The organism is Schaalia sp. Marseille-Q2122 (genome assembly GCF_903645355.1).
Lineage (GTDB): Bacteria > Actinomycetota > Actinomycetes > Actinomycetales > Actinomycetaceae > Pauljensenia.
The window spans coordinates 21,926-37,789 of the sequence record NZ_CAHJXR010000003.1; the positions used below are offsets into that span (position 1 = coordinate 21,926).

At 56.7% G+C, this 15,864-nt stretch carries 9 protein-coding genes and 1 CRISPR repeat array; of the genes, 5 read left to right on the top strand and 4 right to left on the bottom strand.

What is annotated here, in order from left to right; genetic code table 11:
• The first annotated feature begins 1 nt into the window (after position 1).
• From HWX48_RS02660 to HWX48_RS02680, 5 genes are read left to right on the top strand one after another with little or no spacing between them, the layout of a single operon-like run.
• Positions 2–2,113 carry a hypothetical protein gene (locus tag HWX48_RS02660; RefSeq protein WP_175954424.1) on the top strand — a complete coding sequence of 704 codons (2,112 nt, stop codon included), beginning with the start codon at positions 2–4 and terminating at the stop codon, positions 2,111–2,113.
• Positions 2,114–2,126: 13 nt separating this feature from the next.
• A complete protein-coding gene (locus tag HWX48_RS02665) occupies positions 2,127–4,271 on the top strand; it encodes an RAMP superfamily CRISPR-associated protein (protein WP_175954426.1) in 2,145 nt (714 codons plus the stop codon).
• Positions 4,268–5,977 (top strand): RAMP superfamily CRISPR-associated protein, encoded by a 1,710-nt coding sequence (locus HWX48_RS02670; protein WP_175954428.1) that lies wholly within the window; start codon positions 4,268–4,270, stop codon positions 5,975–5,977. The genes HWX48_RS02665 and HWX48_RS02670 overlap by 4 nt, the downstream gene beginning before the upstream one ends.
• On the top strand, positions 5,974–6,513 hold the full coding sequence (locus HWX48_RS02675) for a hypothetical protein (protein WP_175954430.1): 540 nt from the start codon (positions 5,974–5,976) through the stop codon (positions 6,511–6,513). The genes HWX48_RS02670 and HWX48_RS02675 overlap by 4 nt, the downstream gene beginning before the upstream one ends.
• 1 nt (position 6,514) lies before the next feature.
• Complete coding sequence (locus tag HWX48_RS02680) at positions 6,515–8,656, top strand: hypothetical protein (protein WP_175954432.1); 2,142 nt, start codon at positions 6,515–6,517, stop codon at positions 8,654–8,656.
• Positions 8,657–8,940: 284 nt separating this feature from the next.
• Here the strand turns inward: HWX48_RS02680 and HWX48_RS02685 are convergent, their stop codons facing one another.
• From HWX48_RS02685 to HWX48_RS02700, 4 genes are all read right to left on the bottom strand, one after another.
• Positions 8,941–9,207: an antitoxin gene (locus HWX48_RS02685; RefSeq protein WP_175954434.1), complete on the bottom strand. Its 267-nt coding sequence runs from the start codon at positions 9,205–9,207 to the stop codon at positions 8,941–8,943.
• Positions 9,185–9,460: a BrnT family toxin gene (locus HWX48_RS02690; protein ID WP_175954436.1), complete on the bottom strand. Its 276-nt coding sequence runs from the start codon at positions 9,458–9,460 to the stop codon at positions 9,185–9,187. Before HWX48_RS02690 ends, HWX48_RS02685 begins: the two co-directional genes overlap by 23 nt.
• A 1,037-nt stretch (positions 9,461–10,497) precedes the next feature.
• On the bottom strand, positions 10,498–10,761 hold the full coding sequence (locus HWX48_RS02695) for a type II toxin-antitoxin system RelE/ParE family toxin (protein WP_175954438.1): 264 nt from the start codon (positions 10,759–10,761) through the stop codon (positions 10,498–10,500).
• 9 nt (positions 10,762–10,770) lie between these two features.
• Positions 10,771–11,016: a type II toxin-antitoxin system Phd/YefM family antitoxin gene (locus HWX48_RS02700; RefSeq protein ID WP_175954440.1), complete on the bottom strand. Its 246-nt coding sequence runs from the start codon at positions 11,014–11,016 to the stop codon at positions 10,771–10,773.
• A 209-nt stretch (positions 11,017–11,225) separates the two neighbouring features.
• Positions 11,226–15,661: direct repeats of the CRISPR family, unit length 37 nt; unit sequence GTCTCAATGCACCTTATGGCGCTGGGAGCCTTCTGAC.
• Positions 15,662–15,864 lie beyond the last annotated feature (203 nt).

Below are 15,864 nucleotides of genomic sequence, written 5' to 3' on the forward strand. Positions count from 1 at the left end.
AGTGCTGCAGGTCGGAGGCTCATCCTTAAGCGCAACACATCATTATGCCTCTGAAGAATGTCAAAGAAAAGGACTCAGTCAAATTCTCCAGGATGTGGCCGCCTTAAATGAGAGATCGTCGAAAATCGCGGAGATCCGGGACTGGTGTGGCACACTGTGTGTGGATGCGGACCAAAGGAGGTTCTTCGTGCAGTTAGTAATGATCGAAACTAAAGGAAACCAGCGATATATTTTCTCCTCGCCGCGCCTGCGTGACGCGATTGGTGCCTCCTATTTGATTGCGCGCATCGGCACAACGAATGGTGGGGAAGACTCCTGTCAATCTGAAGACTGGGTAAAAGTAGAATATGACCGATTGCGTTCAGGTGCGTATCCGACCTATGAACAGGCGTGTGTGTCACGCTCATCAGGAAAGGTGATTCTCCACGTCGAGGATGCCGGATTTGCCAAAGAACTCATCGCCGCTGTCACACGGCGTGTGGCGGCTCAGGCTCCAGGTCTGGATGTCATCGGCACCTTTCTACCAGTCAACAAGACTCTAACGGGCCACGATCTGTGGCGGATTCGTGAACAATCTGAGCGTTACTCTCAATCGCGTCCCCCTGCAGTGGCACGTTTTGCGCAGATGCCCTTCCTGACGCGCGGACGCGATTCTGCGCTGCCAGCATCGCCGAGGTTGGCGAAATTTGTCGATGGGGAGTCCTCACAAGAAGGTAATGGGCGGCACGCGCCATCAGAGTTGCCAGACTCGGAGACGAAGAAGATCGAGTGCTTCGGTGAAGCCAAGGATGATCGGACGACAGCTCTAGCTTTACCAAGCCGCGTCAAGCGTTACTACGCCTTGCGCGGACGAGTAGATTTCTTACTGAATGTGGCTGGCCATCGCAGCATCGACTATCAAAACCTTGTCCGTGACCTCACCAAGCTTGAGCAGAATGTGCAAAAACTTGCTGACACCTTTGAAGGTAAGGTTCACGATGAGGCCACGGTGAAACCCGAAGAGCGATTGAGTCGCGTTGCCGTGATCCATATTGACGGCAATGGCATTGGTGCCCTCATGCAGAATCTTGAAGGTGCACTGAAGACGTTCCAAGACAGGTGCAGCGACCTTGAGCTCCTTCGGAAGCAGGGCCTCGAAGAGACTAATCCTTACGCTTTCCACAATTTCGTCAAGGCCATCAACGCAGCTCTTGAAAAAGCCATCACCGACGCGTGCCGCAAGGCCTACTGGATGGTGGCGCGTTTGCAATACCCCCATGACCATGAACGGTTAAAGCCGGAGCAGATTATCCACGTCGTGTCCGTCCTTCTAGGTGGCGATGACGCGACTGTCATTGCAAACGCCGACTACGCCTTGCCTTTCACCGCCGAGTTCCTTCGCGCCTTCGAGCAGGCCACTGCGGCAGATCCGCTACTGTCAGTCGTTGCTGAGGAAGGGAAATTCACGGCAGGCGCGGGCATTGCGATTGTGCGCACCGCCTTCCCCTTCCACTTGGCCTACGATCTGGCAGAGCACCTGGCATCTCAAGCGAAGAGCTTTGGCAAGAAAGAGGGAATCTCAACCTTCGCTTACCATCAGCTTGTTGATACAACGATCCTTGACCCGGATGACCTTGTCAGCAGGTATCGCAAACTCTCCTGCCAGCCCTTTGTGGTCAGCGAAGGATGGGTGGCGAAAACCTCGTCAAACGAAGGGGACGCACAGGAACTGCATGGCACGAACTGGGCCGAGATGATCCGTAAGACCGCACTCTTTACCGGCCTGACTCCCGCAGACCGCCAGAGTGAGGCGGTCGCCTTCCCTGGCACGCGAGCCCAACGGATGCGCCGCTATGCCGCCTTGATCGCAGCGGACAAGAACAAAGTCGAGTACGGGCTACCGGCAATAACGGAGGGGCCAAACAAGCGGGATGGAAAGAAGCCTTCGCAACTGCTCGCAGATGAATGGGAGGTCGCAAAGGGCGAAAGTGAAGCCCTGAAGGCGGCATGTGAAGCGATTGGCAGCCACACGTTCTTCTTCGACCTGATTAACCTCAAGGAGCTGCTGCCAGACGCTTATCTGCAAGGCGAACTGGGGCTGACCTCGGATGATAACGACGCTTCGGGCAAGTGAGGAGAGAACACCGATGACACACACAAATCGCTCCGAGCAGCCTCAGGCGTTGCCCATCCGCATTCACTTCACAACCAACTGGGGTGTGGCCACAGGCGAAGGCTCGCGAGGCATCGTGAACTCCACCGTTGAGACCGACGCGAAAGGCTATCCGCTTGTGCGGGCAACCGTCCTGACCGGCATTATGCGTGAGCAGGCCGAGGTCGTCGCCCGCGCTCTCGATAGCGGCGCAGAGCCCGATGGGTCCGAAGGGCAGTGGCAGACATTCGTTGCGCGCCTCTTCGGTTCACGAGGCCGAGCCGCTGGCGGCAGCGGGGAGGACGCCGCGCCCAGCGAAGGGACGACGGCTAGGCTCCTGAGTTTTAGCGATGCTGAGATCGACAAGGATCGCAAGGCCCCGGATCAGAATCCCACTACCGAAGCCGTGAGCATCTCTATTGACCCGGAAACCGGGTCGGTCAAGAACGACTTCTTCCGAACAATCGAGCGCGCATCAGCCAACGTACTTATCGGGAAAGTGCTCTTCATGGAGACCGACCATGCGGGCAACCCCATTGAGTGGACAGAGGAACAACAGCAGGCCGTCCGTTTTGTCCTGAGCCTTGCGGCCACGCTGGTACGTGGTATCGGGTCGGATCGCAGCTCGGGTGATGGCGAGTGCGCGGTGCTTGTGGGCGAGCACTCTGATGAGGTTCAGCAGCGCCAGTGGTGCAAGAAGAAGATGGAGGAATACCTCTCAGCGTCACCAGAGGAACGCGAGAAGAAGTGGCCCCCGCATCTTCCCGAGGCATCACAGGATCTCAAGGCTGCACCTCTCATTGAGGCTCAGCGGGATGCGACGCGTGACGGACGCGATACGGCCTCCGCAGGCTTCGTAGAAATCCCCCTGACATTGAAACTGTGCAGCCCAGTGGTCTCCTACGAGGTACCCATGTCCAACGAGGTGCGCACTCTGGACTTCCTGCGTGGTACGACCCTGCTGCCCTGGGTTCACAGCCGACTGCGCGCTGCGATGCCTGATAGTGAGATCATCCGTGACGCAGTGGTAGCCGGCGACCTTTACGTCTCGGATGCACTGTTCATGGCTAAAACTTCTGGTTCTTCAAGCTGCGGTGAGGATACGCCAGTTGTCGGCTTGCCCACTCCCTTGTGCCTGTCGCGGAGCAAAGCTGCAGGCGATGATGCGGACCATGTTCTCAACCGTCTGCGAACGGCTCCCGCGAAGAACGGTGAGGGCATCCCTGAAACTCACGTGTCACTGCGCGGAGGATTCATTTTCCTCCGTGGCCCGGAGGACCCTATCTCCCTTGGAGGGCCCAGCACGGTTGGCCGTCAATCCAACGCCCACAATGCCGTCACCGGTGCGACGGCGAATGCTCAGTTGTTCCTAGTGCGCGCGCTCGCGGCCGAGCAGGACTTCGGCGCGACGGTCGTAATGTCGGCCAGGCTTCAACAGGAACTGTCTTCTCTTGACCTTTCTGCAGTTCTTAGCGGAGAGGCGCGCCTGGGCACACGCAAGCTTTCTGGCACTTACGGTCAGGTGACATGTCAAGCGGGTACCGTGAGGGAAGTGCCCGAACTCCCCAACTACTGGAGTATGCCTGACTCAGACTGCGAAGAGGGGCCGTGGGAGGATGACGACACGACGACTCTATGGTGCGCGTCCGACCTCTTAGTGCGTTCCTCTTCCCTTGGACACGGCGGCAGCGTGGAGGACATTATCCGTGCTCTTCGCAGGGTGGGGGTGGAGGTTGATCGGCTCGAAGAGCCGGAAGCTGATACACCTGAAGATGAACTGTTCCGCGTGTCCATTCGCCACCGTCGCGTGGACTCATGGTCAGGTGGCGGCGATGGAGCCGACGGGCAGCCTCGCCCCACACGAATGGCCGTCCAAGCGGGGTCGGTTCTGCGCGTGAAGCTCGCTGCCGACGCAGACAAGGCGCAGGTGACCGAGGCGCTGGCGAAAATCGCCACCACCGGACTGGGAGACCTGAGAGCGCAGGGCTACGGGCGGATGCTCGTCGGGCACCCGCTTCTACGGGAGCAACGTATCGCTGTTACCCAGCCGCCAAACGAGGCTCCCGCCGGTACTGAGGCCAGTGCAGACACCGAGGAGTGTCCAGATAGCGAGGCAGTGGAAGGGAGCGTAGAGGCATGAGCATTACGCGCTATCAACTGATGATGTATCTGAAAACCATATCGGCGCTGCACTCAGGCGGGGTTGAGGAAACGGTCAATCGTGAAGACCCGGAGACAAAGCAGGAGCGGAAAGCCACCGCGCAGCGTTTCGCCCGGGACGGTCAGGGGCAGCCTTACCTGCCGGGGCGCTCTATCAAGGGGGCGATTCGCGCAGCTTGCGAGCAGACTGTCGCTCGGGCGGATGGTGCGATTGACGAGGACGGGCTGCTCACGAAGGACTCCCTCAAAGCGCTGTGGGGCGGTGAGACGGCTGCCTCGGTGTTGACGGTCCATCCGATTGTCCTGCCAGTCGTTGAAGAAGCCGCAGAGAAGCAGGGCGAGAATGAGGGCGAGGACGGTGCCCGCGCTGTATTGCGTGAGCGCCCAGGTATTGCCATTGACCGCTACTGGGGTGCCGTCGGCGATGGGGCTCTTTTCGTGCACGAGGTGCTGCCTGCTGGTGCGGAACTGAAACTGCGAATTAGCGCGCATGTGGATACCGAGTCGGGTAGGACGCCTGAGCAGGTTGAAGCACTGCTGCGTCTGATTGTGGAGCTCTTCAAGGCCGAACAGATTGCTTTCGGTAAGCGCAAAGGTGCCGGTTGGGGTGGTGTGACACTCGCCCAAGACTTGCCTGAAAAGTCGGTTTTCCTGACAAGGACAAAGCTTGATACTCCTGACGGGCTAGTCTCATGGCTTAGCGGCGGAGAGAAGCTTCCTCTTGAAGAGCTTCCTGCTATTGAGAGTGTGTCCGACGCTCAGGAACGACTGACGATCCGTGTGGAATGGTCGAGTCCGACGGGCATTCTGGTGGCCGATGTGGAACGCTACGAGCATGAGTTGAAGAAGAAAAAAGAGTGCGAGGAGTCCCGAAAGAAGACAGGTGAGCCGGAGGAGTGCCCGCCGGTTTCCTTGCGTCAGCTCAGTGAGCCTTCCAAGGATCCCAAGAATAAGCTTGTCATCCCAGGATCATCCATTCGTGGTGCTCTGCGTAATCGGGCGACTCGGATCGCCAGGACGATACTGTTTGCGACCGAAGGTGCAGGCGGGGAATATACCTCGGACTGGTCGGACGAGGACGTGCACAAGCAGCTAGCAGCCGACGTGCCGTTGATTCATGACCTCTTTGGGACTACTGATCGTCGTGGCGCACTGACCGTCCGCGAGGTTCGATCAAGAACACTGGGCGAGAAGATCACGGTCACCCACAATGCAGGGGATCGCTGGACGGGCGGTGTCATTGATGGCGGCTTGTACTCCGAGGAGTACTACGTCGATATGGATTGGCAAGACATCCGCCTAGAGATTGACCCTGCCTATCTCTACAGACCCAAGGATGGGCAGGGAGTATCCGATGAGTACGCGCGGGGAAGGCGGCTTTCCTCCCTCGTCCTTCTAGGACTCGTGGTGGCTGAGTTTGCCACCGGAACTCTGCCGATTGGTAGTCGAGGTACGCGCGGTATGGGCGCTGTGGAGGTCAAGACAGTGGAAGTGTCCGGACCTAAGGAACTGCTTGGTACGTCCCGGTGGGAGCTCGAGGGCGGTGGACAGGCGATTGCGCGTGAGCTTCTCAAGAAACTGCGGGAAATGAATGAGGGAATCAACGGTAATTGGACGGATTATTTGACGAAGGAGCCCGAGGCTGCACCCTCGGCCAGTGGTGAAGGTTTGGAGGAGCAGTTATGAGCAGCGATCAGATTCAGGAATTGAAAGCCCTAGCATTAGCTCCGTTGACAGAAGCGCGCTTCGAACGTCCTGATTGTGATGACCGGGCGGCGTTGCAGGCGGCAAGTGCGAGGGAGCTTTGCCGCCATGCGGACTCAGTGGAAGGGGCTGAATGGGCAGGGATTGTCTACAGTACCCGGGGCTTTTTCCTCGTCTACGGGGTAAGTGGCAACTCCGTAAAATCGACAGAGCGTGCATCGGATGATCTTCTGGATACTGCATATGAACTGCGCCTGTGGCGCGTGAATCTCAATTCGAATACCGATAACGTACTGGCCCATGAATTGCGGTGGGTCAACGGCGGGGGCGCAGTTGATCTCCGCGTAGTGAAAGCAGTGGAGTCAGATAAGACCGGGTGTTGGTACCGAGAAAATCAGTATCTGCAGCACGGCCAGGAGATTGATGGCCCAACCATGACCTCATTGGAGGTCTTTACCGAAGATACTTACGGCAATGTCGTGTTCGCCGATGAACTTATGACAGGAAAGTGGGCGTGAGATGAGCAAAGGGAAAAAAGGCTCTCAGGGAGGAAAGCCCAGGCCACAGGGACGCATTGATGGCAGCCCCTTCCACTCAGCAGTCAACCGCATTCCCGTGCCGCGCGAAAAAATTCTGCGAGAGGTGAGGCAGGGGACACTACCTGCTGTCCTCTTTGGGGATAGCGCTTCTCTTGGTCACGATCATCTGTCGGCTGAGTGCTGGAGTGGGACAGTAAAGCTGGTAATGACGGTGCAAACTCCGTTAGTTTATGGGCAGCAGCACTACCTCAACAAGCGCGAGGGGGTGAAGTATGTGGAGTTACCTGTGAACGGAGACGAAATCTATCTCCCGGCAACAATGGTGAAGGGGATGATTTCCCGCGCATACGAGACGCTCACTGCCTCGCGATTCCGCGTGTTCGGTGAGCATAGTCGGCCATTAACCTACCGGAGTACAAGTGATGAGGCCTCATGGCTTGTCGGCGCTCAGGTTGAAAAAGAAGGAGAGAACCTCATAATTCGGTTGCCGCAAGATCCAACTAAAGAGACGCGCCTGTTGCTCATTGAGGATGACCCAACCGGAGGGCCTAGGCGTAAGCAAAAAATCGAAAAGCTCAGAGAACGTTTGAGGCATGGAGAGCGAGTAAGCGTTGGCGTGCACGGAAGTAAGTGTGTTTTAGAGAGAGCGGATGTTCCTGGTGTGGTTTTCCGAACTGCCACAGATGGTGCCTACTCTCCAGAACTCTTCGGACCAGAGGAGGATTCATCGGATCCCTCCAAACAAATTCGTAAGAAATATGAGCGCCTTGTCAAAGATCTAGAAGGGGGTCAACCCCAGACGCGCGTATTGGACGAAGAGGAGCACATCAAGCCATACCTGCGCATCCTTCAAGCTTATGTCGATGAGTTTGAGCGCGGGTTAAGAAGGATGGAGGAAGTCCCTCCAGAAAAACTCAAGAAGCTGAATCGGGCAGCTTTCCAGCATAGGGAGGATTCTAAGCGCGGTCTGGAGGAGGGTGATCTAGTTTTCGTCGCTCCTCTGGGCCCTGTGAAGGATCCGTTCAAGAGATTTGCTATTGTGCCGACGATGGTTGGGCGACGAGCCTACAAATGCTCTCCCCGTGCTCTAGGGGAAATGCAAGGGGTACTTCCTTTAAAGGCTCCTTCTGAATCTTCGCCTGCTGACCGGCTGTTTGGATATGTTATTGACTCTTCCGAGGATGAAACTACCGATACCCTCCTGCCAGAACGTGGACGCAGTCTTCGAGGCCGAATAGAGTTTGGGCCGGTCTCTGTCGGCTTTTCTCTCGAGGAGGCTCGAAAGCAAAGGGAGGTGGTGCTACCTCCATTGCTAGAGCCAAAACCTAGCGCGGCGAGGCGTTTCTTGACCGACGCAACGATTCAAGGGAGGACGCCCACTACTGGAGGTAATCCCCTGCGTCGAGAGAACCTATACACATCTGGCCAATTTTTAGGTCGGGCTGCCTACCCGGTGCAGCGCGAGCGCTTCACCCAAAAATTCACCACAGAGTCGCTGCAGCCACCTTATGACGGAAAGCTGAAACAGGACAATGAAGAAGTTTGTCTTCGTGTCAAGAGCTGGATACCAGAAGGCGTACGTCTTGAATGCACGTTGACATTCGTCAATCTTATGGAAGACGAACTACGAGCCTTATTGTGGGTGCTCACACCTGAAAACCTATGCCCTGAAGAAAATGCATCTCAGGGAAGTGTAGGTTTTCTGCGAATGGGGATTGGCAAGCCGTACGGCCTCGGAGCTGTCGAGGTTCGCGTTGATGAACAGAGTTTCACTGCCGTGAAAGGTAGCAACCTGGCTGACGCGTACCGTCAACTTGATTTTTGTCTGGGCACTGACAGCACTGAAGATAGTTGCTCTGTTGTTTCTGATTTCAGGTTCAGTGAACAGATGGAAGCAAATCTCCGAAGGCGATCGTGGGTGAAAGCTTTTCAGCGTGCTGCTTATGGCTATGATCGTGAGCCCCGAAGAGTTCCCGTGAGATACATGAGCCTTGAAGAGGAGCAGGCGAACAATCGTGTGAACCGAGAGACACGTAACCCTCTTAGAGGCTGCGGCGTATTTCCTGAAGACTTGGCTGAAACGCCCTCGCCGATTCGGATACCGATGCCGAAGCGGAAATAGCGTATTCCTGTCTCAAGATCACGGTTAAGACCCTTGCTATCAGAGGGTATTAACCGCGTGCCATGTATCAATGCGCTTTAGGGCACTGAAGATTTCTGATCGAAAGGCACTCCTTTACTGCCGGTGCCTCCTTCAAGTTAGATCGCAACACGCGAAAAGGAGCGTCGCCGACAGGTCAGCCCAGCGGGTGCCCTCGTGACTCGATGGTGCACGGAGGTAAGGGGCGCTAAAGAATGTCGGCGTCGCGCGGTGCGATCTTCAACGATCAGGGGTGGGGCGCTGCCTCAGTGTGTCTGTACCTCGAAAGCTTCGGCGACGATCACGTTCAGGAGTGCATTGCGGGAGATTGCTAGATGCTTTGCGCGTTCATCAAGGGCATCGATGAGCCAAGCGGGCATAGTGAAAGTTGCTTTCTTGTTTCCCTTGCTCTGGGGCTGAACCATGCGAGCGTGGGAAAGATTGAGGTAGGGGATCAGGTCCTCTCCTTCCTCAAACTTGCGGTCAAACTCTTCAGTGGAGATCCTGGTTTTACCGTCTGCTGCTGTAGTCACGATAAAGCTCCTCTTCATTCAGGAGAGAGCGGCGAGCCGAAATGATGCGTGTGCGCCCATTGCGTTCTGTAACAATCACCGACCAAGGGAGACCGTCGATGAGGCCGATCACAAGAAAACGCTCCGCGTCGCTCCCTGCGTAGGTGGGGATGACTAGGGTTGGTCCTTCCCAAAGTTGCTGCACCTGGTCAAAGTCGAGACCGTGCTTGATCTTGTTGGAGCGGCTTTTGGCTGAGTCGTATTCAAACTCCATCGAACCTCCCCACTGATGTTTTGTGGTCGTAGCAGGAGTATTGTCAAAGCGCCATCGATCTAATGTCAGATCAACAGCATTTTGGCATTGTGCTGGGTGAGGCTCAGATGGGCTTTATGGTGTTGGGGGAACCGTCTCTGGCGCATGACATCCACCGTAAAAGTGGCTGATTGGCCTCGATGCGCCTTGTGGCGCTAGGAGCCTTCCGGCCCCCGTTCTGGGCCAACTGAGCGTAGCGACAATCATGTCTCAATGCGCCTTGTGGCGCTGGGAGCTTTCCGGCGAGTGCGTCGAAAGCACCAAGGCAACTTGGTACACGTCTCAATGCGCCTTGTGGCGCTAGGAGCCTTCCGGCACACGCTACCTGCCCGATCGTCTCGGGATATCCCTTGTCTCAATGCGCCTTATGGCGCTAGGAGCCTTCCGGCGACTCAGGTTCCCACACCGTCTCTGACGGCCGCATGTCTCAATGCGCCTTATGGCGCTAGGAGCCTTCCGGCTCCTCGTGTTTTTCACCCCTTCTGACCTGCGGCGTTACTCGCGTTTGCGCCACCGACCAAAAATAGGGTGTTTTGGAAGGCTCGAACACCCTATATTCAAGCACATAACTGCATGTCATCGCTATAGCGCCACCGATGGCATTTTCGCTGATTTTGGAACCGACTTGCCAACGCAAACATGCGGAAAAGTCTGCTTGTCTGACAACTAAGCGTTCTCTGTCGGCATCCGTATCTTGCTAGGTGAGAAGCTCAGTTCCCTCTGATTCTTCGAAGGTGTCCACCTTATCTAGGGGTATCGCACAAGTGAGAAGGAAGGCGGGTGGGAAGCCTTTTTGCGGGTGAGCTCGTTGATCGAAGGCGCTGGGAAAGGCAAATTATTGAGTGTCGCCGACGTCAGGTGATGCGAGCCTCAATGGCATTGATGAGCCGTGTTGGCATGGGTAGCACCGTTCCACTCTCCTTGCTGCGAGGGGTTTGAACGGCCAAGGATCCCGCCAGCCAGGCTCAAGGCGGCCATTAAGAATAAAAGTAGACGCTTCAGGGTAGCTGTCGGTAGACATCTCGACGGTGGCCGATCTTGAGGACGAGGATGATTAGCTCGCCGTTGTTGACCTCGTAGATCACGCGGTAGTCGCCGACTCGGATTCGCCGTTCTCCCTGACCTCCCTTGAAGTGGATGCTTCTGGGAGGGGTGGGATCGTTGGCGAGCTCCTCTATGGCATTGAGGAGACGCCTTTGGGTTGAGCGGTCAAGTTTACGTAGGTACTTGACTGCTGAAGGGGTGTATGAGACCTGGTACATCGCGAAGGGTTAGAATCCGAGTTCACGCGTGACGTCAGCATGCGAGATGCGACCAGTCTCCATGCGCGCGGCGGCAGCGTCCTTTATGTCCTGCTGATTTTCCAGGGCTTCCATGGCACGTGAAAAAAGTTCAGGTGAAACTACCACCGCTCGCGCAGTTGCGCCACGCGAGGTGATGGTGACAGGCTCACGCTGAGCGTGAGCCAGCCATGTGCTTTGCTCTTGGCGGAATTGGGACAGAGTAACCGTAGCCATGTATCAACCGTACAACATGTACAAGTTGTATGGAAGGGTGAGTCGCTAGAAGTTAGAGCTTACCCGTGAACACCGCTGCAGCTCGTGGATGATCCGTCGCTCGGCAGTTACTCATGTCAAGTGAATGCACCTTATGGCGCTGTCATCATGCGTCGAAACTCTGTCGTATTGACGAGATAGAGCCGAGTTGCCCGGAGTTTTGTCGATAAGACAGAGTTTCGACGAAAGTGCTGGGAGCCTTCTGGCGCGCGCCTGGCGTTCTCATCACTGATGAGGAACTGGACCGTCTCAATGCACCTTATGGCGCTGGGAGCCTTCTGACGTGACGGGCCAGGTGCATGATCTTGATGGGTTTGCGGAGTCTCAATGCACCTTATGGCACTGGGAGCCTTCTGACGCAGACATCAGCGGAGACGAAGAGCACCCCCTCGGTCTCAATGCACCTTATGGCGCTGGGAGCCTTCTGACCCGAGAATCAAGGGGGGCGAGCACTATGAGTGAGAAGTCTCAATGCACCTTATGGCGCTAGGAGCCTTCTGACACGAAGGCACTTGGTTTCGTGGAGCGTTCCAAGATGGTCTCAATGCACCTTATGGCGCTGGGAGCCTTCTGACGTCCTCGCAGTTCTTCACGAGGCGTGCCTCGTCGGGTCTCAATGCACCTTATGGCGCTGGGAGCCTTCTGACGGCCACTTCACCGGCCACGACGTTGGGGTCGGTGAAGTCTCAATGCACCTTATGGCGCTGGGAGCCTTCTGACTGAAATGGTCATCGGCGCACTAGAGGATGCGGCAGATGGCGTCTCAATGCACCTTATGGCGCTGGGAGCCTTCTGACAGGGATCTCGGAATGGGTGACGTGCTCGGGCTGCGAGTCTCAATGCACCTTATGGCGCTGGGAGCCTTCTGACCCCGCACCATCGTCCGCAAAGCCGCATCCGACAAGGTCTCAATGCACCTTATGGCGCTGGGAGCCTTCTGACCACGACAGTTGGCAACACATGGCGGAGATATTCGACCTGTCTCAATGCACCTTATGGCGCTGGGAGCCTTCTGACGGCCCAGAACATGCCTTCGCGGTAGGCAATGACGTCTCAATGCACCTTATGGCGCTGGGAGCCTTCTGACATGGCACGATGAGCACGTAGAAGAGGGGCATTTCTTCGTCTCAATGCACCTTATGGCGCTGGGAGCCTTCTGACAGGGGAATTAGTAACGATCACATTGTTTGTTGATTTGTCTCAATGCACCTTATGGCGCTGGGAGCCTTCTGACCGCTTGGTATCAAGACCGGTGAGTAGGGCTGTCAAGAGCGTCTCAATGCACCTTATGGCGCTGGGAGCCTTCTGACCAGGCAAGTCTTCGCGGAAGAAGAACAACTCTTGCTTGTCTCAATGCACCTTATGGCGCTGGGAGCCTTCTGACGCAGGGGCGCGAAGTGTCAGACGCCCACCTCCTCCGACGTCTCAATGCACCTTATGGCGCTGGGAGCCTTCTGACTGAAGGAGATGGGCTCCGAGAGGGCTTCGTTCACGGGTCTCAATGCACCTTATGGCGCTGGGAGCCTTCTGACACCGCCGCGTCAGGCGTGAGATTCGCGTTCATACCTGCCTCAATGCACCTTATGGCGCTGGGAGCCTTCTGACCACATTCAACCGCATCTTCGGCGTGCAGGGCGGGCTGTCTCAATGCACCTTATGGCGCTAGGAGCCTTCTGACCTGCCGGACTTCTCCAAGCTCGCGGCGCGCACGGTCAAGTCTCAATGCACCTTATGGCGCTAGGAGCCTTCTGACCATCAGCGCGGAGCTGGGCGACAGCTTCAGCTTGGGTGTCTCAATGCACCTTATGGCGCTGGGAGCCTTCTGACTGAAGCCCGAAGGGTCCACGGTCTACGATTTTTCTGTCTCAATGCAACTTATGGCGCTGGGAGCCTTCTGACACCTAGCGCGCGTGCTACGGCAGCGCGGGAGCGGCGTCTCAATGCACCTTATGGCGCTGGGAGCCTTCTGACCATGACAACACCACGCGCAATCTTCATCGAAATGGCGCGTCTCAATGCACCTTATGGCGCTGGGAGCCTTCTGACCCAACACACCAGAGTTGGGGTTGAGGCGCGTCAGCGGTCTCAATGCACCTTATGGCGCTGGGAGCCTTCTGACTGGGATGAGCTGGGATGGAGTGAGGCTCGTAAATCGTCTCAATGCACCTTATGGCGCTGGGAGCCTTCTGACGAACGTCCGTGGCGCATATTCGGCGCAGGCTTTTAGCGTCTCAATGCACCTTATGGCGCTGGGAGCCTTCTGACGTGAAGGCCGTCCAGCAGGCAACCGCTGAGGCCCTGCGTCTCAATGCACCTTATGGCGCTGGGAGCCTTCTGACAAGGCTGTCGCTCTGTTGGCTGGTCTAGCGATTGTGGGTCTCAATGCACCTTATGGCGCTGGGAGCCTTCTGACCGTCACCTCACCACCACCCACACGAACGGTAGCCTAAGTCTCAATGCACCTTATGGCGCTGGGAGCCTTCTGACCGTCACCTCACCACCACCCACACGAACGGTAGCCTAAGTCTCAATGCACCTTATGGCGCTGGGAGCCTTCTGACGCGCGCCTCCGCCACTTCTTCCTTCGCGGCCTTCGTGTCTCAATGCACCTTATGGCGCTGGGAGCCTTCTGACTGAGCTCCCAGCCGATGAATCCGCAGACGTTCCCGCGTCTCAATGCACCTTATGGCGCTGGGAGCCTTCTGACAACCCGTCAGCTCAACACCGAATACACCACTCAGAACGTCTCAATGCACCTTATGGCGCTGGGAGCCTTCTGACTCTCAAGTCGGTGCTGCTGCACCTCGATCTGGAGTTCCCGTCTCAATGCACCTTATGGCGCTGGGAGCCTTCTGACTGTAAACGGTATTCGTGCACAACAGAGCTCTAGGTCTCAATGCACCTTATGGCGCTGGGAGCCTTCTGACGCAGCAATCGACCCTCCTAGGTCGCCTGAGTGAGCGGTCTCAATGCACCTTATGGCGCTGGGAGCCTTCTGACACATCGGGGACGGGGATACACAGCTTCTTGCTTTGTCTCAATGCACCTTATGGCGCTGGGAGCCTTCTGACCTGGTAGATAGTCCAGAGCACGTACAACTGTGGTCGTGGGAGTCTCAATGCACCTTATGGCGCTGGGAGCCTTCTGACGCAACAAAGTATGCCCTTCCTGCTATCGGAACCCTTGTCTCAATGCACCTTATGGCGCTGGGAGCCTTCTGACCTCCAACGCCAAAGCCGGGGCGACGTTGGCGGCCAGTCTCAATGCACCTTATGGCGCTGGGAGCCTTCTGACGCACGGTGAAGGGCACGTGGAGGATCCCTGAGTCAGTCTCAATGCACCTTATGGCGCTGGGAGCCTTCTGACGATCCCGGCTTTTTCACAACAGCACCAATGGCGCGCGTCTCAATGCACCTTATGGCGCTGGGAGCCTTCTGACCCCTAAGAGGGTGGTCTTCCTGTGCTTTTCCGAAGAGTGGTCTCAATGCACCTTATGGCGCTGGGAGCCTTCTGACAGGGAAGCCTTTGCAACAGTTATGAAAGAGCTTGGTAGTCTCAATGCACCTTATGGCGCTGGGAGCCTTCTGACTTCGAAAAATGGACGCTCATGAAATTCTGACCGAGTCTCAATGCACCTTATGGCGCTGGGAGCCTTCTGACTTTCTAGCGTCTCCTGGTACGTCTCGACCACCCAGGTCTCAATGCACCTTATGGCGCTGGGAGCCTTCTGACACTGTGGACACCACCACCACACGCCAAACCATGCTCAGTCTCAATGCACCTTATGGCGCTGGGAGCCTTCTGACACAACAGCCGCGTGGCAACGTCAAGGCTCTGGATGTCTCAATGCACCTTATGGCGCTGGGAGCCTTCTGACCCTGACCAAAAAGTTCTCCCATACCTCCGCTGTTGAGTCTCAATGCACCTTATGGCGCTGGGAGCCTTCTGACGGCTCTCGGTTGGGACCATAACTCCACCAGCCTTGCGGTCTCAATGCACCTTATGGCGCTGGGAGCCTTCTGACTTAAAAGCGGCTGCCCTACCGCGGCAGGCCACACGTCTCAATGCACCTTATGGCGCTGGGAGCCTTCTGACCGGCAGCACCGCTCTTGGATGCTTACGAGAACGAGTCTCAATGCACCTTATGGCGCTGGGAGCCTTCTGACTAGCGAAATCCAGTCGCTGATCCTCATGATGAGGCAGTGTCTCAATGCACCTTATGGCGCTGGGAGCCTTCTGACCTGGAAGACCCGCCCCACCGTCGACGACTACGAGGGTCTCAATGCACCTTATGGCGCTGGGAGCCTTCTGACTCGAAAACCACGCCGGAGATGTTGAACCCGTGCTTGGTCTCAATGCACCTTATGGCGCTGGGAGCCTTCTGACGGAGACAGAGAATGACTGACCAGCAGACCGAGAACCAGTCTCAATGCACCTTATGGCGCTGGGAGCCTTCTGACCGCGGAGCGGAGGTCACACCCCCACTTTGAGCGCTGTCTCAATGCACCTTATGGCGCTGGGAGCCTTCTGACACGCTGAAACAACCGTGGGCAACGCTCATAATGCAAGGTCTCAATGCACCTTATGGCGCTGGGAGCCTTCTGACCCCCTACCGAAAAACACCCCTTCTGACCTGCGGCTTTACAAGCATTTCCGCCACCGATCAAAAACAGTGCTTTTCAACAGGCTCTGATAGGCCCTATTTAACCATAAAACCCCAGGTCAGAACCACCCCGCCACCGACGGCGGTTTTCGCTTGTTCTCCGCCGACTTTGAACGAGGTTATGCGGAAAAGTCGCCCTCGCCTCG